This is a genomic window from Pedobacter terrestris (genome assembly GCF_052343045.1).
Taxonomy (GTDB): Bacteria; Bacteroidota; Bacteroidia; order Sphingobacteriales; family Sphingobacteriaceae; genus Pedobacter.
This window is the reverse complement of sequence record NZ_CP180264.1, coordinates 4,536,909-4,563,905: the sequence shown is the minus strand read 5'-3', so window position 1 is coordinate 4,563,905 and position 26,997 is coordinate 4,536,909. Positions and strand designations below refer to the sequence as shown.

The window sequence follows — 26,997 nt, the reverse complement described above, 5'->3', positions numbered from 1 at the left end:
TTCACCGGCAGGTGCAAAAGGATTTACATCCGCCCTTTTCTCTTGCTTTCTGCCAGTTCTTCAAAAAGGTCGGTTTGGTAAAACAGGTCGCCTCCGGGCATTTTCATGGGTTTCAGTGTGCCGTCTTTTACTTTACGTTTATAGGTACTTTCGCTGATTTTTAAGAAATCTTTGACCTGTTGTCGGGTGAGTAGTGTAGCGTTGTTTTGGGTTGGGGGATTTTGATTTTGAATGGCTACGTAGATGTTGTAGAGAAGTTCTATAATGGAATCTATCTTGGTCATGGTGAAAGGCAACATTATGAGCGGCTACAGGCCTGGTTCCTGTGTTTTTTAGTGCACAGACAAAGTCTATAGATGCAGGTTTCGGTTTTCTATATTATGCCCCAATCAAGTTGATCTAAAATAAGAAAAAAGAAGAAGAAAAAGCAGACAACGAGGCGCTTGAGGCTAATGTTTCGGAAAAAGGGTTTGGTGGTGGTAGATCTCTCCCTTTGCTGCGCTCCGTTCGGGATGGAGGGTTCGCAAATCGTCATTGCGGGGAGGAACGAGGAAGCCATCTTTTTTATTAAAAGTTTCCTTCGGTTCGAAACAGCCCGTTTCCGCTGTGAAAAACGCAATGCCTTCTGTGGTTAAAACCCCTTACACCAGCTCCATGTTAAACAAAGCCGCAATATGGTTTTTAAGTTTTGCTTTCACTTCTTCCAGATCCAGTTTTCGTCCAAGCTCGCGCTCCATTGAGGTGACATCCTTATCGTCAATTCCGCAGGGCACAATATTTTTAAAATAATCCAGATCTACATTTACATTAAAAGCAAAGCCATGCATGGTCACCCATCTGCTGCAGCGTACGCCCATTGCGCAGATTTTACGGGCTTTATCGTTATCTGCATCCAGCCAGACACCGGTATAACCCGGATAGCGGCCAGATTCAATACCATAATCTTTTAAAGTAAGTATAACGGCTTCTTCCAGTGTACGGAGATACAGGTGGATGTCTGTAAAAAAATTATCAAGATCTAAAATCGGGTAACCTACAATTTGTCCGGGTCCGTGGTAAGTGATATCCCCGCCCCGGTTAATTTTATAGTAGGTAGCGTGTTTGTCTATCAATCCCTGTTCATCCAACAAGAGATTATCCGGATGACCACTTTTTCCCAATGTATATACATGCGGATGCTCATTAAAAATCAAATAATTGGGTGTAGGCAAGTTGGTACCATTGGTCCGGTTTTCTGCTTTAAGCGCAACCGTTTTGTTGAGTAACTCTTCCTGTCTGTTCCAGGCATCCTGATAATCCGTCAATCCCCAATCTATAAACTGCGTTGGCACCAATTTTAATGGTGTTTCCTGCTTTTCTGTATTGCTCATCTTGAAATTCTAATTGCTGATTACATAACCCAGCATATACCCATCACCTGTTTTGAAATAATGAACGGTAAGTTCGCGCAATCCTGTTGGCAATTCTACCAAAACATTCAGGTCTCCTTCTGCTTTTAGTTTGAAAGGTTTAATGTGGATGTGTTGTTTAAACTCGAGTCCTTTTTTGCCGTGCCACTTGTACACCGCTTCTTTGGCGCACCAGGCAATGTATAAACCTTCTGTATTGTCGCCGATTTGTTTTTGTGCCAATTCTACATCGTTCAGGAATTTATGCTTAATGCTTTTGATTTTATGTTTAACCAGTTCAATATCTACCCCTACAGCATAATCTCTGCTGATCATTACCGCCGCATAATCGTAGCTGTGGCTTAGCGAAATGTGGTAATCAAAATTGGTTAAATATGGTTTTCCATCTGCATCAAACTGGCAGTCGATGTATTCTTTGGTATTGAGCATGGTGCGCAACAGCAAGCGCGTGCTCAGCCAGTGTAAAAGGCGTTTTCCGTTGTTGAAAGACGAAATCAGGTCAGTTTCATGCTGTTTGAGCTGCAATCCTGCCATAAGCTCTTCTTCGGTTTCCGTAATTTTCCAGATGGCCAAAGCAGAATGTTCTTCAATATTTTTATGATAAACTATCGGCATTTATAAAAATGAAGGTTACATGCAAAACTATCTTAATTAATTGATAATTTAGGCCAAAAATACGCATAAAAATGATATTATCGGACAAAAGGATTTTAGAGGAAATTGACAAGGGAAGCATAATTATTGAGCCGTTTAAGCGCGAATGTTTGGGCACAAATTCTTACGATGTTCATTTAGGGAAATATCTGGCCACCTATAAAGACCGGGTATTGGATGCAAAAAAACACAATGAAATTACGCATTTTGAAATTCCAAAAGATGGTTTCGTTCTTCAGCCCGGAACACTTTATCTGGGCGTAACTTTAGAATATACAGAAACGCACAGCCACGTGCCTTTTTTAGAAGGGAAAAGCAGTACCGGACGTTTAGGGATTGATATTCATGCCACTGCAGGTAAAGGTGATGTAGGTTTCTGCAATACGTGGACACTGGAAATTTCTGTAGCCCAGCCTGTTCGTATTTACGCCGGAATGCCCATTGGCCAACTCATTTATTTTGCGGTTGAAGGAACAATTGAAACCATGTACAATACCAAGAACAACGCCAAATACAACAATAAGACCACCAAACCGGTTGAAAGCATGATGTGGAAGAACACCTTCTAGCATTTCCAAATTCACCGTAAATTCATAATATTATGCCTTGAGATTTGTATCTTGAGGCATATTTATTTTCAGCTAACCACAAATGAAGCTTAAAACAATTTCTGCACTCGTACTTTTGGTTCTTTTTGCCGGACTGGCCGCCTTTAGAACAGACGATGATCCAATTACTTTGTTGCTAAAACAACTGGATGAGTATACCGCTAAATATCCGCAGGAAAAAGTTTACCTGCATTTAGATAAGCCATATTACGCAGTTGGAGACGATATCTGGTTTAAAGCCTATACCTTAAACACCAAAACATCATCGCCAAGTACCATCAGTAAAATTCTTTATGTGGAGTTGATTAATGAGCGCGACTCTATTAAAAAGCAGCTGAAATTGCCTTTGATGGCGGGGATTACCTGGGGCGATTTTAAACTCACAGATTCGCTTTCTGAAGGGAATTACCGGCTGCGCGCCTATACCAATTATATGCGCAATTTTGGAACAGATTTCTTTTTTGAAAAGACAATAAAAATTGGAAACAGCTGGGCCAATAAGGTTTTTACAGAAACCAAATATGAATTTGCAAAGGAAAATAATAAAGACAAAGTTACCGCAACCATCCATTTTGAAGATAAAAACGGTGTAGCGTATAAAGAGGGTGATGTGAGTTATGATGTGCAAATCGATTACCGGTCTGTTGCGCGCGGTAAAACCAAAACAAGCTTGAGCGGCGATGCTGTGATCACTTTCTCAGGCCCGTCAGTAGCGGCAAATCAAAGTGGTAAAATCGTGGCAACGCTTACATTAGACAATAAACAAAAAGTAACCAAATCTATTCCGATCCGTTCTACATCTACTGACGTGGATGTGCAGTTTATGCCAGAAGGCGGAACACTTATAGAAGAACTGCCACAACGCGTGGCCATTAAATCTGTAAATTCTTCTGGTCGCGGCGAAGACGTAAAAGGATCAATTGTAGACGATGCTGGTACCGAGTTGACCACATTCCAGACCGATTATCTCGGTATGGGCAGTTTTGTCCTTAACCTGCAGGCCGGAAAAACCTACTCGGCAAAAGTGACCTTCAAAGATGGATCTTCTAAAAACTTCAGATTGCCGCTGGCGCAAAAAGCCGGATATACAATTGCCGTAAACAACCTGGATACAGGAAGGGTAATTCTTAAAATTATGGGAAGCGCCAGCCTGGTTAATGGAGAGGAATTAAAGGTTGTAGCCCAGCAAGGCGGAAATGTGTTTTATGTGTCTAAAGCAAAAATGGATAAACAAGTTCTGGTTGCCCATGTGCCTAAGAAAAATCTTCCTGCCGGTATTGTACAGTTTACGTTGTTTTCCGGCAATAATCAACCCATTGCAGAGCGTATTATATTTAACCGCAATAAGGCAGATCTGCTAAATATTGGTTTAAATACGTCGGCAGTTTCTTCGGCAAAACGCGGCAAAACGAGTTTTAGTTTTGATGCAACAGATCTGGATAATCCTGTTCAGGGTAGTTTCTCTGTTGCCGTAACCAATGCCACTAAAGTTGAGCCGGATGAAGAAAATGAGAGCAATATTCTGAGTACTTTGTTGCTTACTTCTGATTTGAACGGATATGTAGAAAACCCGAATCATTATTTCCTTAAAGATGATGTGCAAACAGCGCAGAAACTGGATAACCTGATGCTTACACAAGGTTGGCGTCGTTTTTTATGGCGTAATGTAATTAACAATGCCGGACCAACCATAACCTATAAACCCGAAGAAAACCTGCAGATTAGCGGAACGGTGATGAAGGGTGGCAAACCTGTTGCCGGAGGTAAAGTCATGCTGATGGCCAGCAAAGGTTCTATCTTTATTCTGGATACGGTAACCAATGCCGAAGGCCGTTTTGTATTTGATAACCTGAACTTTGGCGACAGTACTAAATTTGTAGTGCAAGCCAGAACAAAAGCCGATCGTAAATTTGTAGACATTAATGTAGACATGGTTCCCGGACAAGTGGTTACACGCAATAAAAACAGTGCGGATATTGAAGTGAATGTAAACAATGCACTAATGAAGTACATTAAAGAAAGTGACAATTACTTTAATGAAATGACGAGATTAGGCTTATTGGAACGCAGCATTAAGCTGGAAGAAGTAACCATTACAGAGAAGAAAAATCCCGCAAAAAACTCCGCAAATCTTAACGGAGCCGGCCGGGCAGATTACATTCTCACCGCCGATCAGTTGTCTACTTGCATTACGCTGTCGCAATGCCTGCAAGGCCGTTTACCCGGCGTAATTTTCAGAGGAAATATTCCGTACTTAATGCGTAGCCAAAATCAGCCGATGTCGATCGTGTTGGATGGTATGCAGGTTGAAGCCGATTTTCTGGATAACATTATTCCAAATGATGTAGAAACCATAGAGCTGCTCAAAAACATAGGCAGTACGGCTATTTACGGTTCGCGTGGCGGAGGTGGCGTTTTGGTGATTACAACTAAACGTGGCGACAGTGGTTACAATAGCTCAACACGGTACGCACCAGGCATTGTAACGCTAAACCCTAAAGGTTATTCCGTTTCGCGCGAGTTTTATTCGCCGAAATATGAAAATGCCACTTCAAACTCCAGACCAGATCTGCGCTCTACTATTTACTGGAATCCGCAGGTGGTATCAGACAAAAACGGCCTGGCAAAATTTGAGTTTTACAATGCAAGCGAGCCGGCAACATACCGGGTTGTAATTGAAGGCATAGATGCAATGGGGCATATTGGCAGAAAAGTATTTACCTACACGGTGAAATAGTTTTTTATTTTGCCTGCGTGTAGAGAACAGTGCGCTTATTCTTTAAAGGATTTTGGGTTTTTCTACTGTAATTGCATCATGTAGATGACATAAAATGATGCTGTCGTGAACCTGCATACTTGCAATCCTAGGTATAAAAACCTATACTTACCATGTAAATAGCGAAAACATGAATACAATAAAAGTAAGTGTAAAAGACAGGTTGGCTACCATTACCCTGGCGCGGGGAAAATCAAATGCCTTAAATGGAGAATTGATTACCGAACTGGATGACATGCTTAAAAACATCTCTGCAGACGATAACGTTGGCGGAGTAATTTTAACTGGTACTGCTCCTTTCTTTTCTGCAGGCTTGGATCTTGTAGAGCTTTACAACTATAATGAAGAGCAGGCAAAAGCTTTCTGGAAACAATTTCTTTCTTTTACGGCAAACCTGATTGCTTTTAAAAAGCCTATGGTTGCAGCGATTAGCGGGCATAGCCCGGCAGGGGGTTGCGTTATGGCGCTGGCCTGCGATTATCGCATAATGGCCGAAGGCCAGTATATTATTGGTTTAAATGAGGTTCCTGTTGGCATTATTGTGCCCAACAGTATCTTTCAGTTGTATGCATTCTGGATTGGCAAAGCCGAAGCGCACAGAAGCTTGCTTACCGGTAAATTATACAACCCGGATGAAGCTTTAAAGGTTGGTCTGGTAGATGAACTTGCGAAAAACGAAAGTTTACTCACGGCCGCAGAAAGAAAGATCAAAAAGTTTATGGAGCTTGAAAGCAATACCTGGTCTCAGAGTAAGCTCAATATTCGTGAAGAATTAATTGCTTCAGCAAGCGCAGATCAATCTGCAACGTTAGAAAAAATGCTGGAACAATGGTGGTCGCCAACCACGCGCCACATTCTGAAAACTATCCTCGAAAACCTGCAGAGAAAAAATTAACCAAGTCCTTTAATTTAACCAGATATTATGTTGAACTACAATTCGCCAATGCTTCGTGAAGATGCATTGAAAGGCAAAACAATCGTAATTACCGGAGGAGGAACAGGTTTAGGAAAAGCCATGGGCGTATATTTTCTAAAGCTTGGTGCCAATTTGGTTATTACCAGCAGAAAGCAAGATGTATTGCAGAAAACTGCCGATGAAATGGAAGAAAAAACCGGCGGTAAGGTTCTGGCTGTGGCCTGTGATGTTCGTATAGCCGAACAGATTGATCAGGTTTTAGAGAAAGCCGTTGCCACATTTGGTAAAGTTGATGTTTTGGTTAATAATGCCGCAGGGAATTTCATTTCACCTACAGAACGTTTATCCGCAAATGCCTTTTCTTCTATTATCGATATCGTATTAAAAGGTACGGTAAACTGTACGCTTGCCTTTGGTAAACATTGGATTAAAGAGAAGCAGCCTGCTGCGGTATTGAACATTATTACCACTTATGCATTTACGGGTTCTGCCTACGTTGTGCCTTCGGCATGTGCCAAAGGTGGCGTGCTGGCTTTAACCCGTTCTTTGGCTGTAGAGTGGGGTAAATATGGGATTCGTACAAATGCCATTGCACCGGGTCCTTTCCCGACAAAAGGCGCATGGGAAAGATTGCTGCCTGGCGATCTGGCGAAGAAGTTTGACTTTAAAAACCGCGTTCCGTTAAAACGTGTTGGCGATCATCAGGAGCTGGCCAATCTGGCTGCTTTTCTGGTAAGCGATTTCTCTGGCTATATCAATGGCGAAGTGATTAGCATTGATGGCGGCGAGTGGTTACAAGGTGCAGGCCAGTTTAATGGTTTAGAAGCAATACCGACGGAAATGTGGGATATGCTTGAGCAAATGACCAGGGGCGCAAAATCATAATTGTCTTGCCAGGCAAGATCATAGTCTGGTAAGTTCTCCGATACTCATCCGGCAAGGAATAACATCTTTTTATCTATCTTTGCCGGCATGAATATTTTACTTTTAGGTTCAGGCGGTAGAGAAAGTACTTTAGCCTGGAAAATGAGTCAATCATCGCTTTGCGATAAACTGGTTATTGCACCCGGAAACGGTGGCACCGGAGCTTATGGAACCAACATAAATGTAAGTGTTAATGATTTCGATTCCATTAAGAAAATTGTGCTTTCTGAGAAGATTGATCTGGTTGTGGTTGGCCCCGAAGAACCTTTGGTAAATGGTATTCATGATTTTTTCCTTGCAGACAATGCAATTGCACATGTTCCGGTAATTGGCCCGAAAAAAGAGGGTGCCATTCTGGAAGGCAGCAAAGACTTTTCAAAACAGTTTATGCAACGCCACAATATCCCAACTGCAGCTTCACAATCTTTTACTCCTGAAACATTGGAAGAAGGACTGGCTTACCTGGAAACACATGCTTTGCCTGTGGTTTTGAAAGCAGATGGTTTGGCGGCAGGAAAAGGGGTGCTGATTTGTACCGAAACTATTGAAGCGCAGGAAGAATTGAAACTGATGCTTGGTGGTAAATTTGGTGCAGCAGGCGCAACAGTCGTAATTGAGGAGTTTTTAAGCGGAATTGAACTTTCTGTTTTCATTCTTACTGATGGAGCGCATTACATTACTTTGCCAGAAGCTAAAGATTATAAAAGAATTGGCCTTGGCGATACCGGACTGAACACCGGTGGTATGGGTTCTGTTTCTCCGGTTCCATTTGCCAATGCAGAATTTCTGGCAAAAATTGAGGAAAGAATTATTAAGCCTACCGTAAACGGATTAAAAGCCGACGGCATTGATTATACAGGTTTTATCTTCTTCGGATTGATTAAAGTTGGCGATGAACCTTATGTAATTGAATACAATGCGCGTATGGGCGATCCGGAAACGGAAAGTGTAATTCCAAGAATAAAAAATGACCTTGTAGAACTTTTTGTGGCCGCTGCAGATAAAAAGCTGAACGAGGTACAATTGGAAATCAGCGATGAAACCGCCGCAACCGTAATGATTGTAGCAGGTGGATATCCTGGTGAATATTTAAAAGGTAAAGCCATTTCCGGAATTGAAAACCTGCGTCATTCTAACGCTTTTCATGCAGGTACATTGTTGGAAAATGATGTGGTTAAAACCAATGGCGGCCGTGTAATTGCCATTACCAGTTTACAGAAAGATTTGTTTACAGCCCTGCAATCTGCAACCGCAGATGCCGGAAGAATTTATTTTGACGGGAAATATTTCAGAGAAGATATTGGTTTCGATCTGGTTTAAACCTATATAACGATATCGTAAAAAGGACCTTTCATATTTGTGAAAGGTCCTTTTTTTATTTCTTAGTTTTTCATACGGCCTTGTTCTGCCTCTACGCCGGTTGTTCTTCTTCTTGCGGGTTTAATTTCATTGTTCCCGAAACGATACGTAAAACTTAACCGTGCAGAACGGATATCATTATTCTGGTACAAGGTATATTGCAAACCTGGATAAGCGCTTTCTATATTATTGCGTTGGGTGTTGAAGATGTCATTTATCGAAAGCTTAATGCTGGCTTTTTTGTTCATCAGCGATTTGCTTAAACCAACATCTATGCCCCAGCGGGTTTTGATCCGTAAAACACCATACGTTATAGGCGATTCATAACTGCCCATCAATTCGGCACCCAAACCTTTGTTAAAAGTGAAGGTATGCATAGATTTAATCTGTACCGATGTACTTTCATTATCTAAAGGAATGCCACCCAAATCTGGTGCTTTAAAATTCAGATAAAAACCATTAATGGTATTATTGCTTTGCCACCATTTAGCAAAATTAACCGGGATACTCAGCACAGCTGCATAACTGGTTTGTGTAGCCAGGTTTTCATTGGTTTGGTAAAGCGCCTGCATTTCGTTATTTGGCAAAATCACCTCTGTAATTACATCATTTACTTTACTGTAATTTAAGGTAAGCGAATACTTTTTCTTAAACATGTACGTCAGCTCGAAATTATTGGTGTATTGCGGGTTTAGAAAAGGGTTTCCCTGGTTGTAGGTATACTGATCTACATAGAATAAAAACGGATTTAAAGCATCGTAACTCGGCCGGTCAATTCTTCTGCTGTACGAAATATTCAAATCGCTGTTTTTACTCAACTCCTGATTGATGAATACCGTTGGGAAAAAATCCACATACTCGCGTTTAATCACCGTTGCCGTTGTAACAGAATTGCCTTTAGAGTTGGTTTGCTCGGCTCTTAAACCCAATTGTATCCCTGTTTTCTTAAATTGCTTATTAAAATTTACATAAGCGGCATTTACATTTTCTGTATAAATAAATTGGTTGGTTCTACCCGGATCATTTTGCCAGTTGTTGTTGCTGAATTGTTCTGCAAACAGGTTGTTGTCGGTTTCTACCCAGCTGCTTTTCAAACCGGCTTCCAGTTTCATTTTATGTTTCAGCGGCAATACATAATCTACTTTAAATGCTTTAATATCGATTTTTGAGGGAGTGGTGTTTCTGGTCAGGATGATTGGTCGTGTTGCAATGCCATTGGGTAAAGAAAACAAATTGGCATAATTGGAAATGTCTTTTCCGTTGTAGTTGGAATAATCCAGATCTGCGGTCAATTCCTGTCCGGCGGTATCCAATACCGATTTATAATTCAGGTTGTAAGAAAGGTTTTTATAATTGTTTTCGATGCGGTTTGTAGACGATAAAACAGAATCTGCACGCGAAAAAGACGGGCCGATATTGGTGAGGTAATTTGCCGCATCGTTCCCATCATTAAAATATCCGGTAACCAAAGCGCCGATGGTATTTTTTTTATCGATAAATACATCCAATCCGGCTTTGAAATTGCTGCCAGAATATTTTCTTTCCGAATTTCCGGCTTGTCCGAAGTAGGTGTTTCCGGTATTTCCACTGGAAATCCGATCTATAGACATAAACTGTGTGCGCTTGTTGTTGTAATAGTTGTAATTGCCAAAAAGGTTTACATATTTGGTGCGATGATTCAGGTTTAAACCTGCACTTGATCTGAATTTCTGGCCCTGACCTGCAGTTGCCGTTACACTTCCGTTTGTGCCACCACCTTTATTTTTTTTGGTTTTGATATTGATGATTCCGGAATTGCCTGAAGCGTCATATTTTGAAGATGGATTGGTAATCAATTCGATGCTTTCAATCTCTGAGCTTTGCATATTGCGCAATAGATTGGCTACATCGGCATTGCTCATGTAGGTTAGTTTTCCATCAATCTGGATCATTACACCTTGTTTTCCGAGCATCGCAATATTGTCATTCTGGTCTACAGAAACTCCGGGTGCTTTTTGTAATAATTCTAACGCCGTAGAACCTGTAGCAATAGAGCTGTTGGAAACATTCATCACTACCCGATCCATCTTACGCTCGATAAGTGGTTTTGTGGTTGATACCGTAACTTCATTTAGTGTTTGGGTATTTGGCACAAGCGCAGCAGCACCAAAATCGAGTTTGTCAGATCCGCTGGAGAGGGTTTTCACTTCACTTTTTAATACTTTATATCCCATATTGCTGGCTTTATAAAAATAACCTCCAGCTACATTTATGTTGAATACGAATTTCCCATCTGGGTTGGTGAAGGCTGTTTTAACAACAGAAGAATCAGACGCTTTCATTAAAACTACCGTAACGTAATCGGCGGGTTTCTGGTGTTCGTCCAAAATTATTCCCTGGATATTTCCCTTGTTATCTTGCGCCAGTACTTTGGTGACTGGTATGAGCGCAAAACTGAGGCATAATAAAGTATAAATTGTTTTCATAGGTTCTGTTTTTAAAAAAATGCGGCAATAGGTTTCCATCTGCGTTTTCACGCACACCTTTGCATTGTCCGACAATTAAAAAGTTCAGTTTAGAAACGGTACGTTTCTGTTATTTAGTTGTTGATAAGACGAGAGCCAGAGGAAAAGGTTACAGAAATTTTGAAAAAGAAAAAGCCGTTATCCCGATTGGTACGGAATAACGGCTTTTAATGTTGTTGTATATTTTGTATTAATTCATGCCGAGTACATCTACTCCTTGTTCAAAAACCACATCAACCGGAATGTTTCTTTTGGTCAAGCGGTCAAGATCTGCCTGCAATTGTGTAGAAATTACTGCTTTTTCTTTTTGTGCTTTTTCTACTGCGGCTTTATCGCCATTGCCTTGAAGCGTAATAATAAATGCGCTCAGGTCATTCATTGCGGTTGCAAATTTATCAAAGTTTACTTTATAGGTTCCTTTCGCAGTACGCTCAAATGCACCTTTTTCTTCAAAATAGTTGAAGCATTGCATATTGGCTTTTCCATGTGCTTCAGAAACGCCGAAACGTACAGATCTTAGTATACCGGCCATAAACGTAGTATAGTAATCTTTAATATCGCCTTGCAGTTCGCCTTTTTTAAGTAACCCGGTTACCATATACAAACCTAAAATATCGGCTTTGCCTTCTTCAAGCCAGCTGTATTGCTCCTTTAGTGCTTCACGTACGAAACCTTTACCGGTTACCGTTTTTTTAATGCCCAGGCCGTGTGCAACTTCGTGGAACATGACGTTAGCAAAGAAAGCATCAAACTTGATGTATTGTTGTTGTTCTGCATCGATTAATTCTTTTGATATTGGCACTAAGATTTTATCGAATTTTGCTTTCATTGCATTCTTCAGTTGCGAACGGCGTGTGCCTTTTTCCTGCTGTATTTTTTCGTCGTTCGGAAGGTTCACAGCAATTGTTTTAGATCCGGCATTGCAATCGCCGGCATAATATACTACATCGTAAGCATTCAGTTCAGAGTCGGTTCCCGGCGTTTCTGCTTTATACTTTGCAGCTACAGGCAGGTTTTTTTGCAACTCTGGAAGAAGCTTTACATATTTCGCCAGGCGCTTGCTCCATTCTTTGTCTTTAATTAATACATAAGCTTCATAGCTGGTGCGTGCATTAAAAAGTTTGTCTTCGTAATTTTCAATCGGGCCGATAATAACATCCAATCCATTGTTTTTCATGTCCAGCCAGGCATAATCACTTGCATTATATTTATCAGTTACCAGTGCATCAGCCCTTAGGTTCAGGTATTTTTTTAGTCCGGCATCATCAGCCAATAAAGCCGCCTGTTTAAGTAAAGAGCTGGCTTTTTGCAGTTCTGATGCAAATAATACATTGTAAGGGACGGTAATTAATTTGCCTGAAGTGTCTCTTCTGATTACAGAATACGCGTTATACTTATCCGGTAAGTCTGCTTTTTCAATTTCTTCTTTGGTAATTCCTGCGGGATAAAATGATGCGCCTTCTGGCCGTGTTCCAACACCTGCAACAAAAGGTTTGTCGTTATTTAAGCGATCCCAGGGGCCATAATTGATATTGAAAAATTCTCGGGTTTTATCGTCTTTAATTGTGGTTAACAAACTGTCTTTTTGCGGATAGGTTTGTTTCCAATACAATTCATCCATTATCTCTGCAGCCTGGATCAACAGCGGAAGTACTTTTCTGTCGTTAATACTCAACTGGTTAATGTTGGAGGTTAATCTAACACGCTCATAAATGGGTAGCCGTTGCGCAACATAATCCGTCAAACTGTCTCTTTGTTTAACGCCGGCTTGCCCTTTTGAGGTTTTATTGTCGCTGCCAGAACAGCCGGAAAATAAACCAGCAGAAATGGCAACAGCCGATAAAAATATAGTGGGTTTGTATAAAATATTCATTCTGAAAGTATAAGGGCGCTAAATTAGTAAATTTTGAAAGCTTTGTATAAAGTTTGATGTAAAGGAACAAGTTTACCTTAACTTTGTACCTTCATAACTTTAACACAATAAGTATGTTGTCAATTAACCTATCCAAATGTCATTTTGTTTTAATGTTGTCTGCTGTGCTGTTGTTTACAGGCTGCGGAACGACTTCCAAATATGCTGCTACAGAAAAAATATATAAAGAAAAAGCGCAGGGATTTGCAGCAATTGTTGAATCCACACCGCCTGTGGGGCAATTGTATGATACTTTAAATCCAAAAAATCAAGAGTGGATTGGCTCTGTTAATTTCGGTATTCGTAAACCGAATTTCGTTATCCTTCACCATACCGCACAGGATAGTTTAGCACAAACCGTTAAAACTTTCTTCTCTACCAAAGCCGGAACCAGCGCGCATTATGTAATTAGCAGAGATGGCAAAGTGGTACATATGGTAAATGATTATTTGCGCGCAAACCACGCCGGGGTAAGTAAATGGGGAAAAGATACGGATCTCAATTCTTCGTCTATAGGAATAGAATTGGATAATAACGGACTGACAGATCCATGGCCGGATGCACAAATCAATAGCCTGCTTAAATTACTCGCTACCTTGAAAAAAACCTATAATATCCCGGCAGCAAATTTTATCGGGCATTCTGATATTGCCCCCCGACGAAAAAACGATCCGAAGAATTTTCCGTGGAAAAAACTGGCCGATAAAGGTTTTGGATATTGGTATGATGAGGTGCTTAAAAATCCGCCAGCAGATTTTAATACGGAAATGGCTTTGCGTTTTATCGGGTACGACACCAGCAATTTGCCAGCAGCAATTACTGCATTTAAAATCCACTTTATACAATCAGATATTACACCAAAATTAACACCTGTTGATGTTTTAGTTCTCTATAATGTGTATTTAAAGTATTAGGTAAGTCGGAAAGTCAGAAAGACGGAGGTCCGAAGCTTAGTGCTGAATATCTTCAATCTATAAATGAAACAATGAACCATAAAAAAAGCGACTCTTTCGGGTCGCCTTTTTTTATTAAAAACTAGTTCGGTTTCTTGAAGGTATCTTTTAATGTTACTGTACGGTTAAAAACCAATTTCTCTGCTGTAGAATCTTTATCCAGGCAGAAATATCCTTTACGGATAAATTGGTAACGATGATCCAGAGTTGCATCAAGCAAAGATGGTTCTATATATACGTTCGGCAAAATTTCTAAGCTTTGCGGGTTTAGATAATCTTTAAAATCGCCTTCTTCTGCATCAGGAGTTTCTGAAGTAAACAAACGATCATATAAACGGACCTCAGCAGTTTTGGCATGCTGTGCACTTACCCAATGGATGGTGCCTTTAACGTTTACGCCGCTGGTATCACTGCCACTTTTAGATTCAGGAATATAGGTACAACGGATTTCTGTTACATTTCCGTTTTCGTCTTTAATGAAATCTTCACATTTTACGATGTAGGCAAATTTTAGGCGAACCATTGCACCTGGCGCCAAACGGAACCATTTTTTTGCCGGTACTTCCATAAAATCTTCGCGCTCAATCCAAAGTTCATTACTGAATGGAATAACACGTGTGCCGCCACCATCTTCTGCTTCAGGATTGTTTTCGCCGATTAATTCTTCTGTTTGTCCTTCAGGATAGTTGGTAATCACCAGTTTAATTGGATCTAAAACCGCCATTACGCGATTTGCAGATTTATTCAAATCCTCACGGATACAAAATTCAAGCAAGCTTAATTCAATCAGGTTTTCGCGTTTTGCGATCCCAATGCGTTCGCAAAATTCACGTACACTTTTAGGCGTAAAACCTCTTCTGCGTAAACCAGAAATTGTTGGCATCCGCGGATCGTCCCAACCATTTACAAGCTGTTCGTTTACCAGTTGCAACAATTTGCGCTTGCTCATTACCGTAGAAGTTAAGTTCAAACGGGCAAATTCATATTGTTTGGAAGGGAAAATATCCAGTTTTTCAATAAACCAATCGTACAATTCGCGGTGCGAAACATATTCTAAAGTACAGATAGAATGGGTGATGTTTTCAATACTGTCACTCTGTCCGTGCGCAAAATCGTACATTGGATAAATGCACCATTTATTGCCTGTACGGTGATGTTCTGCGTGTTTAATGCGGTATATAATCGGGTCGCGCATTAACATGTTCGGACTCGCCATATCAATTTTTGCCCGTAAAGTGTAAGCGCCATCGCCAAATTCACCCGCTTTCATACGCGTAAATATGTTCAGATTTTCTTCTACACTGCGGTTGCGGTGCGGACTATCTTTGCCGGGTTCTGTAGGTGTTCCTTTTAGTGCAGCAATTTCATCAGCAGAACTTTCATCTACATAAGCCAATCCTTTTTCAATCAGTTTTACAGCAAAAGCATATAACTCATCAAAATAATTGGATGCATAAAGTTCGTTTTTCCAGCTAAAACCCAACCATTTAATATCTTCCTGCTGGCTGTTTACATACTCTGTTTTCTCCGTTACCGGATTGGTATCATCAAAACGCAGGTTGGTGTATCCTCCGTATTTTTGTGTTAGTCCGAAGTTTAAGCATATCGCTTTTGCATGGCCAATGTGTAGATAACCATTTGGTTCTGGCGGAAAACGCGTAACCAAAGTTTCATACTTACCACTACTTAGGTCGTTCTCAACAATTTCTTCAATAAAGTTCAATGACTTCTCTTCACTCATAAAAACCTGTAAATTAGGAATGCAAATGTAAAAAGATTAGTGTAATTCTAATGTTTTCAGGTAGGATTAAATTTGATAGACAAAATCAATACATTTACATCAACTTAATATTCATTATGAGCAAAACATTAAATCGGCCTATACGCGTTTTAGTTGCCAAGGTTGGTCTTGATGGGCATGACAGGGGCGCTAAAGTAATTGCAACTTCCCTTCGGGATGCAGGTATGGAAGTCATTTATACAGGTTTACGGCAAACGCCTGAAATGGTGGTAAATACCGCTCTGCAAGAAGACGTAGATGCCATTGGTATTTCAATTCTCTCTGGTGCACACATGACCGTTTTTCCGAAGATTATCCATTTGATGAAAGAAAAACAACTGGACGACGTTTTATTAACCGGAGGAGGAATTATTCCGGAGGCCGACCGAAAAAAACTGTCGGATTTAGGTGTTGGTGAACTTTTTCCGCCCGGAACAACCATGAGCAGTATTGTTCATTATATAGAGAATTGGGTAACAGAAAACAGAAATTTTTAAGCTATGACATATCAAAATTTAATTACTGAAGTAAGGGCACAAATTTTATACATCACCATTAATCGGGAGAAAGCGCTAAACGCATTAAATAAAGATACTTTGACAGAATTGGCCGATGTTATACAATATGCAAATGAAAATGGAGAAGTTCGTGGCGTAATTCTGACCGGTGCAGGGGAGAAAGCTTTTGTTGCAGGTGCTGATATCAAAGAGTTTTCTGATTACAATGGGCAGCAAGGTGAAGCTTTGGCAAAACACGGGCATGAGTCTGTTTTCAATGCTATTGAAAATGCTTCCAAACCTTTTATTGCTGCAATAAATGGATTTGCATTGGGCGGAGGTTTGGAATTGGCTATGGCCTGCCATATGCGTATTGCTACGGATCACGCTAAGCTGGGTTTACCAGAAGTAACGTTGGGCTTAATTCCTGGTTATGGAGGCACACAACGCTTAACACAATTGGTAGGAAAAGGCAAAGCCATTGAAATGATTACAACAGCAAATATGATCTTAGCCGCAGAAGCGCTGAGTATTGGTCTGGTAAATTATGTAGTGCCACAGGCAGATTTACTTTCTAAGGCAGAAGAAATTCTGAATACAGTTAAACAACGTGCACCTTTAGCCATTGCATCTGCAATTGAAGCAGTTAATGCATCCGTAAACGGAACGGATGGCTACCAAACTGAAATTGCTGCTTTTGGCAGATGTTTTGAAACCAAAGATTTCAAAGAAGGCGTAGCTGCATTTATTGAAAAGCGAAAAGCCGAGTTTATAGGAGAATAGTCATTTCTATAAGATAACTGCCATTGGTAAAACCTTTTAAGTGTAGAAAAAATTTCCCAACCCATTTTTTTTGGCTATACTGCATCCGAAAAACTAAAGCGGCTTCTGCTGGAGTAACCAACCGGTTGTTTGTGCTCAATACTTTACCTGATGAAAGGGAAAATACTTATAATAGATGATGAGGTAAACATTGGACATTTATTGTCTAAGTTTTTAACCAGAAATGGTTTCGAAATTTCAAATGCGATTACCGGTGCGGCAGCTTTTAGTATTTTGGCTCAGCAAACTTTTGATCTGGTTTTGTGCGATTACCGCCTAGAAGATACCAATGGCCGGGAAGTACTTGTACGCATTAAAGAACTTTATCCGAAAACCAGCGTAATTATCATTACTGGTTATACAGATATAAAAATTGCAGTAGAACTGATCAAGCTAGGCGCCTATGATTATATTACAAAGCCTTTGTATCCGGATGAAATCCTCATCACTATAAATAAAGCTTTGTCTAGTCAGCAAATATCCATTCCTGAAAAAAAATCTTCAGAGAAAATACAGCGTATCGATCTTCCTGTTAAAGAGTCGAATACGCAAGGCGGATATATTGAAGGTAAAAGTGGTGCTTCTTTAAAACTTTTAAAACAAATTAAGCTGATTGCACCAACAAGTTATAGTATAATTTTAACAGGTAAAAGTGGAACTGGAAAAGAATATGTGGCAAAAACCATTCACCTTAACAGTTTACGAAAAGATAAGCCTTTCGTGGCGATGGATTGTGGTTCTTTAACAAAAGAACTTGCCGCAAGTGAATTTTTTGGACATGAAAAAGGTGCATTTACAGGCGCTTTGTACACTAAAGTTGGCCACTTTGAACAAGCTAACGGAGGTACACTATTTCTGGATGAAATCGGAAACCTTTCGTACGAAATTCAAGCCACGCTACTTCGGGCCGTACAAGAAAGAAAAATTAAACGGATTGGCAGCACGAAAGAAATTGATCTTGATGTTCGCATTATTGTGGCAACGAATGAAAACCTTCCTCAAAATATCGTTAATGGTACATTTAGGGAAGATTTATACCACCGTTTTAACGAATTTTCCATTCACATTCCGTCACTCGAAGAAAGAAAAGATGACATTCTGATTTTTGCCAGGCAATTTCTAAAAGCTACGAATGATGAATTGAATAAATCTATAATCGGTTTTTCTGCAGAAACCGAAGTTTGTTTGCAAAATTATACCTGGCCGGGCAACGTTCGCGAATTGAAAAACGTAATCAGACGTGCCGCTCTGCTTACAGATGGCGTTTTAGTGCCAAAAGATGCACTTCCGTTAGAGTTGCTAAATGAAGAATCAGAACCCGCCAATACCTTATCTGTGCTAAAAAGTAAGTTTCCGATCCTAAATAAAGATCTGAAACAAGCCGCTCAAGAGGCCGAATATGAAACCATTCTGCGGGTTTTAAAAGAAGTAAATTTTAATAAAACTAAAGCCGCTCAAAAACTGAATATTGATCGTAAAACACTTTACAATAAAATCAAAGCGATAAAAAATCAAGACGCTTAAATATTTCTGTTTTGCGGGCAAACAAAAAGCTGGATTTCTACATTTAGTTCTAAAAAATCAATAGCACGCCAATATGTCCGTATTTTCTTACAAGCAGCGCAACAATATTAACCTCGTTATTATTATTGTGCTCGGACTTCTAATCGCCTATTCCCTTCAAGGTATTTTTAGCGCAATTTTAAGCACACTGGTTTTGTATACCATTATGCGCCCGGCGTATATTTATTGGGCGGAAATCAGAAAGCTAAACCGTAGGTTTGTTGCTGTAACCTTAATTGCATTAAGTATCGTTGTTATCATATTGCCTTTTTACGGATTGAGTAGCATGGTAATTGCCAAAATTTCCGAACTGCGCGACAATGAGATTTTTTTTAAAAACTTGTTGGTTAAATTTCAGCATCTCATCCCATTTAAGATAGATGCGAAGCTGATTGAAGAAGGCTTAAACAGGCTGGGCAATTGGGCAACGCAACTTTTTCCGTCTTTAATTTCAAGCGCAATCAACATCGTCTTAAGTTTATTGGTGGTTTATTTTTTATTGTATTTTATGCTTATTGAACGTAAAATATTCGAAACGGCTTTAATTAAATATGCGCCGTTCAGAGCGCAAAATGCATTGAGGTTTGGCGATGAAATGCGCAATACAACATATGCAAACGTACTTGGGCAAGGGTTAATCTGCATTGTGCAAGGCTCATTGGTTAGTCTTTCTTTTTTTGTGTTGGGCTATCGCGATCCGGTTTTTTGGGGCGTGATTACCACATTTATATCCTTCGTCCCAGTACTCGGTCCTCCAGTTGTTTTTGTACCTGCTGCAGTTTTACAGATTGCAAATGGCCATAGTTTTGAAGGATGGGCAATGCTCATTTTCGGTTTTGTTGTAATCATTAATATCGATAATGTGCTTCGTTTCATCATTGCAAAAAAAGTTGGCAATATTCATCCCATTATTACAGTAATTGGCGTAATTATTGGTATCCCTTTATTCGGAATATTAGGACTTATTTTTGGTCCGCTACTCCTATCTTATTTTATCCTGCTCATCAAGATTTATGAAAGCAGTACGCTGGCTTCAGAAAGATTGGAAAGAATTAAAACAATTAATGAGCATAATGAGTTATAATTTATAGCTTAACCAAAAATAATATAGTTGTATTATATTGTGAATGTTAAACCCTTAAAATACATTATTATGAATGATAACTCAAAAGTTGTAGTTGCCCTTTTGGCTGGATTAGCTGCTGGTGCCGCATTAGGTATTTTGTTTGCGCCAGATAAAGGTGATGAAACACGCGATAAGCTAAGTCAATCCCTTAAAGATCTTGGCGATTCTATTAAAGACAAAGCGGCAGATGAAATCAACAACTTAGCTAGCTTAAAAGATAAAGTTGTAGACTCTATCAAAACCAAATTGAGAAGCGTAGAAGAAGAATATAGCGATGACGTTGAGCACGCATAAATATAAAAAGCTGGATGTATAATCTGCATCCAGCTAAATTCCATCTAAACTATGCAAGAAAACAAAGAAAAAAGTATTGAGGATATCGTTGACGATGCCAAAGGACTTATTGAAGCCAGATTGGAATTTGCCAGACTGTATCTTGTAGAAAAAGCATCCAAAATATTTGCGGATCTGGTTACCAATACTGTTGTTATTGTGTGCTTCATTTTAGCTTTCCTTTTCGGAAGTGTAACGCTGGCGCTCTTTTTATCAGATGTATTGGGAAGTTTTACGCGGGGCTTCGGTTGTGTAGCTGCACTTTACGCACTTTTTGCTATTGTGGTATACTTAACTAAAGATAAGTACATTGAAAAGGCAATCATTAACGTGGCAATAAGAAAATATTTTGACAAACTTGCAGATAAGGAGGAGGACGATGAGAAAGTATAATATCAGAAACCTTGAAGATCTGCATGCAGCCAAAGTTGCACTTAAAGTAGAATATACTGTAAAGCAAAATGCGCTTAAAACAGATACTAAACTATTCATCAAGCAATTTTCTATTGGTGCATTAATAAAAAAGTATGCATCACCTAGTAATTTGCTCAAAGTAGACGACAAATTGAATTTCAGCGGTACAGCGATGTCGCTAATTTTACCAATGCTGATGAATAAAACCATTTTCAGAAGTTCTGGCTTTATTACCAAAGCCCTTGTTGGCTTAGCTTCTGGGAAATTAGGTAAATCTTTAGATGCAGAACACCTCTCTGCCATATTCAATTCTGTTAAAGGCTGGTTCGGCAAGAAAAAAGAAAAACAGGCAAAGAAATTTGTCGATTACGGCATCCCGCCGGATAGTGAAACTTATTAAAATATGCCTCGATTGATTCGGGGCATTTTATTTTGTGGAAAAATTCTACATAAGTTATTTTCATAACTTTCTCTTCATCATTTCATTCATAGATTTTGTTTAAAAGTAATCGCCCGATTTTCAAGGTTTAGCTCTACATTCGTAGAGAAAAATTATCATCAAATTGGCAAAATCAAAAACAGCATACTTCTGCCAGAGCTGCGGATACGAATCGGCGAAATGGTTGGGCAAATGCCCTTCATGTAGTCAGTGGAATACTTTTGTTGAAGAAATTATCGAAAAAACACCCGCTTCCGTACCAACATGGAAAAGCGAAACCGGTACACGTAAACTCAGCATACCTAATAAAGTAAATGACATCCAGACGTCTACTGAGCGAAGGATTGCCACAGGTGATCAGGAACTTGACCGGGTATTGGGCGGCGGATTGGTAGAAGGCTCTTTAGTATTGATTGGTGGTGAGCCAGGCATTGGAAAGTCTACCTTAATGTTGCAGATTGCTTTGAATTTGCGCGGCAAAAAGCTACTGTACGTTTCCGGAGAAGAAAGCGAACAACAAATTAAAATGCGTGCAGAGCGTATCGTTGCCAATGGCTCGCCAGATTGTTATATCCTTACAGAAACCTCAACACAAAACATATTTAAACAGATTGAAGTTCTGGAGCCAGAAGTGCTTATTATAGATTCTATACAGACTTTGCATTCTGCACATATAGATTCTACACCAGGCAGTGTTTCTCAGGTACGCGAATGTACTGCAGAATTGCTTCGTTTTGCAAAAGAAACCGGAACACCAATATTTCTTATCGGCCACATTACCAAAGATGGTGCCATTGCAGGGCCAAAAATTCTAGAACACATGGTTGATACTGTTTTACAGTTTGAAGGCGATCGTCACCATGTATATAGAATCTTACGATCGATTAAAAACCGTTTCGGTGCGGCGGCAGAACTTGGGATTTATGAAATGCAAGGCAGCGGACTGCGTGAGGTTTCCAACCCGTCAGAAATTTTACTTTCGCAGCGCGATGAAGAATTAAGCGGCATCGCCATTTCGGCAATGTTAGAAGGTGCACGCCCAATGCTTATTGAAACACAGGCGCTGGTAAGTCAGGCGGCGTACGGCACACCGCAACGTTCAGCAACTGGTTTTGATACTAAAAGAATGAATATGTTGCTTGCCGTGCTTGAAAAACGATGCGGTTTTCGGTTAAGTACACAAGATGTGTTCTTAAATATTGCAGGAGGAATACGTGTTGAAGATCCTGCAATAGATTTAGGCGTTTTAATCGCGATTATTTCTTCTCATCAGGATATTCCGGTTTCTACAAAAAATTGTTTTGCTGCAGAAGTTGGCCTTTCCGGAGAAATACGCGCTGTTAATCGTATTGAACAGCGCATTGCCGAAGCAGACAAATTGGGTTTTGAATCTATTTTTATTTCGAAATACAATCTAAAAGGCATTTCTATTGAAAAGTACAATATCGAAATTAAAGCAGTAAGCAAAATAGAAGAAGTATTTAGCCTGATTTTTGGATGAATGATTCAATAAATTGAGGAATTAATTTCCCAATTTTCTACAATATACAAACTGTATACACAATTTCTACAGTTTTGATTTTACAATGGATATCCATATTTATTTTTTAATATTCTGTGTGTCAGGATGATGCGGATCATTATTTAGCTTGTGCCAGTTTGGATCATAAATTGCCTATAGCTAAGTGTTGTACATCATACATGGGATGTGATCTATGACAATAGGGATGATTTCCTCGTTAGTTTATAACTAGCGAGGATTTTTTTTGCCTCTTATTTAGAGAAATTTTAAATAACTTTGAAGGAGTTAAGGGAATTTTGAAAATAAACGCATGAAAAAAATCATCCTAAGCATTATTATATGCATTTGTGCCAGTGTAACAATGGCACAAAAACCGTTGAAGGGTCAGAAATTTGGTGAAGAATTTGTACCTAACGACGTGAAACCTGCTGGAAAAATGGAAGCCGCAATGGGCGAAAGCAAATCGGCCGATATGAAAATTGAAGGTAAGGTTGTAGATGTATGCAAAAAGAAAGGCTGTTGGATGACATTGGAAATGCCAAATGGCGAGCCAATGCGTGTAACGTTTAAAGATTATGCTTTTTTTATGCCTATGGATGTTGTAGGTAAAACAGTTGTATTAGATGGAATTGCAAAGAAACAAACCATTTCTGTAGAAACTTTGCGCCACTACGCAGAAGATGCTAAAAAGAGCCCGGAAGAGGTTGCTAAAATAACAGACCCTAAAAAAGAACTCGCTTTCGAAGCAAAAGGCGTGGTGATATTAGATAAATAATTTTTCTGCTTGTTAATAAATAACGGCAAAAAAAAGGCGCCAATTGATAACAATTGGCGCCTTTTTTTTGCTCAGTTTTTTTATAAAACCCAATTCCATCCAAATTTATCGGCAGTTATACCGTAACGAATGTCGTTTAGTGTTTTTGCAATTCCGTTAGAAATATGTCTCGTAGAAGAATCGGTTAAGGTGTAAAGTTTACCCTGATATCCAATTTCTCCAATATGTGTTACTGTGGCAGCGGTTCCGGCAGCAAATGCTTCAGTTAAACTTCCATTTTCAATACCTTCTATCACCTCTTTTACGGAAACTCTGCGTTCCTCTACTTCAACACCTGCTTCTTTAGCCAGCTTGATGATGGTATCGCGTGTTACGCCATCCAATACCGTGCTGCGTACAGATGGTGTAACCAGTTTGCCGTTTATAATAAAAATCAAATTGGCTGTTCCAGCTTCCTCAATAAATTCATGATTGATAGAATCTGTCCAGATCAATTGATCAAAACCTTCTTTACGTGCTTCTTCGAAAGGGAAAAGAGAGCGTGCATAGTTTCCGGCAGTTTTTGCAAAACCAACACCACCATCGTCTGCACGTGTAAATTCAGTTTCTATTTTAACTTTTAATGCTTTGCTGTAGTATGGACCTGTTGGTGTGGTCAATAAAGCAAATTTATAACTGTCAGATGCTTTAACACCTAAAAATGGGTCCATAGCAAACATCACCGGACGAACATATAATGCATAATCTTCTTGTGATGGTACCCATTTTTCATCGATATGAATTAGCGCCGACAAACCTTGCATAAAAATTTCTTCAGGTATTGTTGGCATAGACATTCTTGCCGCAGATTTATTAAATCTCTCGAAATTTTTATCGGCACGGAATACACTAATCTTTCCATCTGGCTGGCGGTATGCTTTTAAACCTTCAAAAATTGCTTGTCCGTAATGCAAAGCTGAAATTGCAGGACTCATCGGAATTGGTCCGTAAGGTAAAATTTGAAGATTTTTCCATTCTCCATCTTCAAAATCTGCAGTAAACATGTGGTCGGTAAATACTTTACCGAACGGTAATTGAGAAAAATCAGTCACAGACAAACGAGTTTGCCCTGCCTTTGTGATTTTGATATCTAATGTCTCGGTCATATTATTATATTTTTAAATGAATCGTCTCCTCAATGCAGAAAGTGGAAAAATACACTTCCATCCATCTCGACAGATCATTTCTGGTTTTGCGCAAATTAGCAAATTTGCCGATTTATTAATAGCTTTTTGAGATATTAATCTTTGTTTTTGAGTGTTTTAAGAACATTTAATACCCAGCCTTTCCCCCATTCGTTCATTTGTTCTTCAGTCCACAGAAATGGATAGAAGATTCTTTTTTGAAAACGTGGAGGCAAATATTTCTGCCAGTTGGTTCCTCCGGTTGCTGCGATATCTACAGGATCTTTTTCAAGATAACGCACGGCAGATTTGTAATGTGATAAAGGCCATTCTACGTTTACAAAAAGGTCAAGCTTTCTAAGTTCATCTGCAAGCGCCGAAACATCTGATCCGCTGCTTTCAAAACGTTTATATAAACTTGAAAAATTCGTATTTAAACGGTCTTTTGCGAGTTGTAAAAACTGAACAGAATACTTTTTAATAAATTGCTTTAAAGTTAATGTCTGTTTTCCTGTAGCCAGTTCAGTAGCGCCATATTGCCAGTAAATGTATTGAAACTGTTCTTCAATGGTTTTGCCTGTAAGTTCTTGCCTTTTGCTTTTATCGGTCAGCTGGATAAAATCTGTGGCAGAAATTTCGATCATGCGGTATTGGCCAGATTGAAAACCACTGGCAGGAAGCAATGACATTCTGAATTTTAAAAACTGATCTTTTTCCATGCCATCAACCATCACTTCAAAAGATGTGGTCAATGCATTGAAATAGGCATTGATACGTTTAATCCTTGCGGTAAAGAAATCGACGTTTAAATTTTCGTGTTCAGAAATTTGCGTGCATTCATGTAAAGCCAGTTTAAAATACAGTTCTGTAATCTGATGGTACATAATAAATATTTCTTCATCAGGAAAAGGAGTTTTAGGGCTTTGCAGGCTCAATAGCGTATCAAGATGGATATAATCCCAGTAGGTCAGGAAATCAGCGTACAGCAATCCATCAAGGTAGGAAGCCATGTCTTGGCCCATTGCGGTGTATTTTTCCTGAAGTTGATTCAGTTTACTTTTGATTTCTGGAGTAAAGTCCATTTGTTTGTGTTTAGCGTACAAAGGTGCTTAAAGATTTTGGAACGCAGGTCTAAATTTTATATTTTTGAGCCAATGGCGATGGGGTACCGCCAAAACCGCCCGAACAGGCTGATGACTCCTACGATTTTAAATGTAAAATTGAATACTAATGCCTGTTAAAAAAATTACAGAAGGCTTTCTTCTGCCCTTTTCACAACTGTTAAAAACCGATCTGAAATTTCTGTTTAGTCATACCATAAAATGGTTGATGATCGCAACAATTATTGGCGCTGTCGTCGGTTCGGCGTCTGCATTATTTTTAGAGAGTTTAAGTTGGGCTACAAATTTCAGAGAAGATCATTTATGGATTATCGCCTTTCTCCCTCTCGCAGGATTGGGAATTGGCTTGATGTACTTTTATCTGGGTAAAGATGTTGTAAAAGGAAATAATCTACTCATTGAAGAATTGCAGCAACCAAAACAAATTATCCCATTGGTAATGGCTCCATTAATTTTTGTAGGCACAGTGATCACACATCTTTTCGGCGGTTCTGCCGGTCGTGAAGGTACTGCAGTTCAAATTGGAGGTGCCTTTGCAGATCAGTTTACTAAACTTTTTAAATTGAAACCCCGCGACCGTAAAATCATTTTAATTTGCGGAATTAGTGCTGGTTTTGCTTCGGTTTTCGGTACACCTTTAGCCGGTGCCGTTTTCGGGTTGGAGGTTTTTGTTGTAGGGAGTGTAATGTATACGGCTATCCTTCCTTCTTTTATTACGGCCGTAATTGCTGATTTTGCATGTAAAGCATGGGGCGTTGGGCATACGCATTATAGAATTGCTGAAATTCCGGAAATGGACTACGTCAACCTACTCTTATCATTGGGCGCTGGTATTCTATTCGGCTTGGCCGCAAGAAGTTTCTCCGCATTGAATCATTATCTAACGAGTCTCTTTTCAAGAATTAAATATCCACCTTTGCGTCCTGTTTTAGGAGGAATAATTTTAGTAGGCGCCGTTTATCTATTGGGCAATACCAAATATATCGGTTTAGGAATTCCTGTTATGTCAGAATCTTTTTTGGTTCAAGAATCTTCATCTGCTTTTGCATTAAAGTTGTTGTTGACGGCATTAACACTGAGTAGCGGATTTAAAGGTGGAGAAGTTACCCCGCTATTTTTTATTGGCGCAACATTGGGCAGTTTTCTGAGCACATTTGTACCATTGCCGGTTGGCTTAATGGCTGGTATGGGTTTCGTTGCTGTGTTTTCTGGAGCAGCCAATACGCCTTTAGCCTGTATTTTAATGGGAATTGAATTGTTTGGTGTATCTTCCGGGATATTTATCGCCCTGGCTTGTGTTGCAGCATATTTGTTTTCCGGTCATACCGGAATTTATACAGCTCAAATTTTTGGCAGCCCGAAGCATTTGCTTTTAAAACGGAAGTTGATCCGTTAAATGTTGGGTCTGGAATAAAATTGTGTTGGCA

At 39.5% G+C, this 26,997-nt stretch carries 24 protein-coding genes and 1 riboswitch; of the genes, 16 read left to right on the top strand and 8 right to left on the bottom strand.

Translation table 11 applies throughout. From position 1 onward, the window contains the following. Positions 1-23: 23 nt before the first annotated feature. The 3 genes from ACJVDH_RS19550 to ACJVDH_RS19540 all read right to left on the bottom strand — a co-directional run bounded on the left by ACJVDH_RS19550 (position 24) and on the right by ACJVDH_RS19540 (position 2,024). Positions 24-284, bottom strand: coding sequence for a helix-turn-helix transcriptional regulator (locus tag ACJVDH_RS19550; protein ID WP_443945085.1), 261 nt, complete (start codon positions 282-284; stop codon positions 24-26). Between the two features lie 357 nt (positions 285-641). Continuing rightward, positions 642-1,370, bottom strand: a complete 729-nt coding sequence (gene lipB / locus ACJVDH_RS19545) for a lipoyl(octanoyl) transferase LipB (protein WP_443945084.1) — start codon at positions 1,368-1,370, stop codon at positions 642-644. 9 nt (positions 1,371-1,379) lie between these two features. Then, a complete protein-coding gene (locus tag ACJVDH_RS19540; protein ID WP_443945083.1) occupies positions 1,380-2,024 on the bottom strand; it encodes a 4'-phosphopantetheinyl transferase family protein in 645 nt (214 codons plus the stop codon). A 71-nt stretch (positions 2,025-2,095) separates the two neighbouring features. On the opposite strand from ACJVDH_RS19540, the gene dcd reads away from it, so the two are divergent. The 5 genes from dcd (at position 2,096) to purD (ending at position 8,607) form a co-directional block, all read left to right on the top strand. After that, entirely contained in the window at positions 2,096-2,632 is a 537-nt protein-coding gene (gene dcd, locus ACJVDH_RS19535) for a dCTP deaminase (protein WP_443945082.1), read from the top strand. Between the two features lie 82 nt (positions 2,633-2,714). After that, the gene (locus ACJVDH_RS19530; protein WP_443945081.1) at positions 2,715-5,408 is read left to right on the top strand and encodes a TonB-dependent receptor plug domain-containing protein; all 2,694 of its coding nucleotides are present in this window, start codon (positions 2,715-2,717) and stop codon (positions 5,406-5,408) included. Positions 5,409-5,577: 169 nt separating this feature from the next. Continuing rightward, positions 5,578-6,342 (top strand): enoyl-CoA hydratase/isomerase family protein, encoded by a 765-nt coding sequence (locus ACJVDH_RS19525; protein ID WP_443945080.1) that lies wholly within the window; start codon positions 5,578-5,580, stop codon positions 6,340-6,342. Between the two features lie 27 nt (positions 6,343-6,369). Next, positions 6,370-7,248, top strand: a complete 879-nt coding sequence (locus ACJVDH_RS19520; RefSeq protein ID WP_443945079.1) for an SDR family oxidoreductase — start codon at positions 6,370-6,372, stop codon at positions 7,246-7,248. An 87-nt stretch (positions 7,249-7,335) separates the two neighbouring features. Further along, positions 7,336-8,607: a phosphoribosylamine--glycine ligase gene (gene purD, locus ACJVDH_RS19515; RefSeq protein WP_443945078.1), complete on the top strand. Its 1,272-nt coding sequence runs from the start codon at positions 7,336-7,338 to the stop codon at positions 8,605-8,607. A gap of 62 nt (positions 8,608-8,669) precedes the next feature. On the opposite strand, the gene ACJVDH_RS19510 is transcribed toward purD, so the two are convergent. Next, a complete protein-coding gene (locus ACJVDH_RS19510) occupies positions 8,670-11,111 on the bottom strand; it encodes a TonB-dependent receptor domain-containing protein (protein WP_443945077.1) in 2,442 nt (813 codons plus the stop codon). Positions 11,112-11,340: 229 nt separating this feature from the next. Beyond that, positions 11,341-13,023 carry a dipeptidyl-peptidase 3 family protein gene (locus ACJVDH_RS19505; RefSeq protein ID WP_443945076.1) on the bottom strand — a complete coding sequence of 561 codons (1,683 nt, stop codon included), beginning with the start codon at positions 13,021-13,023 and terminating at the stop codon, positions 11,341-11,343. A 113-nt stretch (positions 13,024-13,136) separates the two neighbouring features. Here ACJVDH_RS19505 and ACJVDH_RS19500 point away from each other — a divergent pair, with 113 nt between their 5' ends. Beyond that, positions 13,137-13,976: an N-acetylmuramoyl-L-alanine amidase gene (locus ACJVDH_RS19500; RefSeq protein ID WP_443945075.1), complete on the top strand. Its 840-nt coding sequence runs from the start codon at positions 13,137-13,139 to the stop codon at positions 13,974-13,976. A 121-nt stretch (positions 13,977-14,097) separates the two neighbouring features. Here ACJVDH_RS19500 and ACJVDH_RS19495 read toward each other — a convergent pair whose 3' ends face one another. Then, complete coding sequence (locus tag ACJVDH_RS19495; RefSeq protein WP_443945074.1) at positions 14,098-15,756, bottom strand: glutamine--tRNA ligase/YqeY domain fusion protein; 1,659 nt, start codon at positions 15,754-15,756, stop codon at positions 14,098-14,100. 116 nt (positions 15,757-15,872) lie between these two features. On the opposite strand from ACJVDH_RS19495, the gene ACJVDH_RS19490 reads away from it, so the two are divergent. The 9 genes from ACJVDH_RS19490 (at position 15,873) to ACJVDH_RS19450 (ending at position 23,286) form a co-directional block, all read left to right on the top strand. Next, a complete protein-coding gene (locus tag ACJVDH_RS19490; RefSeq protein WP_443945073.1) occupies positions 15,873-16,292 on the top strand; it encodes a cobalamin B12-binding domain-containing protein in 420 nt (139 codons plus the stop codon). 3 nt (positions 16,293-16,295) lie between these two features. After that, entirely contained in the window at positions 16,296-17,075 is a 780-nt protein-coding gene (locus ACJVDH_RS19485; protein WP_443945072.1) for an enoyl-CoA hydratase/isomerase family protein, read from the top strand. 150 nt (positions 17,076-17,225) lie between these two features. Beyond that, complete coding sequence (locus ACJVDH_RS19480) at positions 17,226-18,638, top strand: sigma-54-dependent transcriptional regulator (RefSeq protein ID WP_443945071.1); 1,413 nt, start codon at positions 17,226-17,228, stop codon at positions 18,636-18,638. Between the two features lie 73 nt (positions 18,639-18,711). Next, positions 18,712-19,761, top strand: coding sequence for an AI-2E family transporter (locus ACJVDH_RS19475; RefSeq protein ID WP_443945070.1), 1,050 nt, complete (start codon positions 18,712-18,714; stop codon positions 19,759-19,761). 69 nt (positions 19,762-19,830) lie between these two features. Further along, a complete protein-coding gene (locus ACJVDH_RS19470; RefSeq protein WP_047800161.1) occupies positions 19,831-20,097 on the top strand; it encodes a YtxH domain-containing protein in 267 nt (88 codons plus the stop codon). A gap of 51 nt (positions 20,098-20,148) precedes the next feature. Then, on the top strand, positions 20,149-20,529 hold the full coding sequence (locus ACJVDH_RS19465) for a phage holin family protein (protein ID WP_443945069.1): 381 nt from the start codon (positions 20,149-20,151) through the stop codon (positions 20,527-20,529). Further along, entirely contained in the window at positions 20,516-20,950 is a 435-nt protein-coding gene (locus ACJVDH_RS19460) for a hypothetical protein (protein ID WP_443945068.1), read from the top strand. Before ACJVDH_RS19465 ends, ACJVDH_RS19460 begins: the two co-directional genes overlap by 14 nt. 163 nt (positions 20,951-21,113) lie before the next feature. Then, complete coding sequence (gene radA / locus ACJVDH_RS19455; protein ID WP_443945067.1) at positions 21,114-22,490, top strand: DNA repair protein RadA; 1,377 nt, start codon at positions 21,114-21,116, stop codon at positions 22,488-22,490. A 331-nt stretch (positions 22,491-22,821) separates the two neighbouring features. Beyond that, the gene (locus ACJVDH_RS19450) at positions 22,822-23,286 is read left to right on the top strand and encodes a DUF4920 domain-containing protein (RefSeq protein ID WP_443945066.1); all 465 of its coding nucleotides are present in this window, start codon (positions 22,822-22,824) and stop codon (positions 23,284-23,286) included. Positions 23,287-23,366: 80 nt separating this feature from the next. Here the strand turns inward: ACJVDH_RS19450 and ACJVDH_RS19445 are convergent, their stop codons facing one another. Next, entirely contained in the window at positions 23,367-24,431 is a 1,065-nt protein-coding gene (locus tag ACJVDH_RS19445) for a branched-chain amino acid aminotransferase (protein ID WP_443945065.1), read from the bottom strand. 134 nt (positions 24,432-24,565) lie between these two features. Further along, the gene (locus ACJVDH_RS19440; protein ID WP_443945064.1) at positions 24,566-25,531 is read right to left on the bottom strand and encodes a tryptophan 2,3-dioxygenase family protein; all 966 of its coding nucleotides are present in this window, start codon (positions 25,529-25,531) and stop codon (positions 24,566-24,568) included. Positions 25,532-25,596: 65 nt separating this feature from the next. After that, positions 25,597-25,659: riboswitch (Fluoride riboswitch) on the top strand. A 20-nt stretch (positions 25,660-25,679) separates the two neighbouring features. Between ACJVDH_RS19440 and ACJVDH_RS19435 the strand changes: the two genes are divergently transcribed. Beyond that, positions 25,680-26,966 (top strand): voltage-gated chloride channel family protein, encoded by a 1,287-nt coding sequence (locus ACJVDH_RS19435; RefSeq protein ID WP_443945063.1) that lies wholly within the window; start codon positions 25,680-25,682, stop codon positions 26,964-26,966. Positions 26,967-26,997 lie beyond the last annotated feature (31 nt).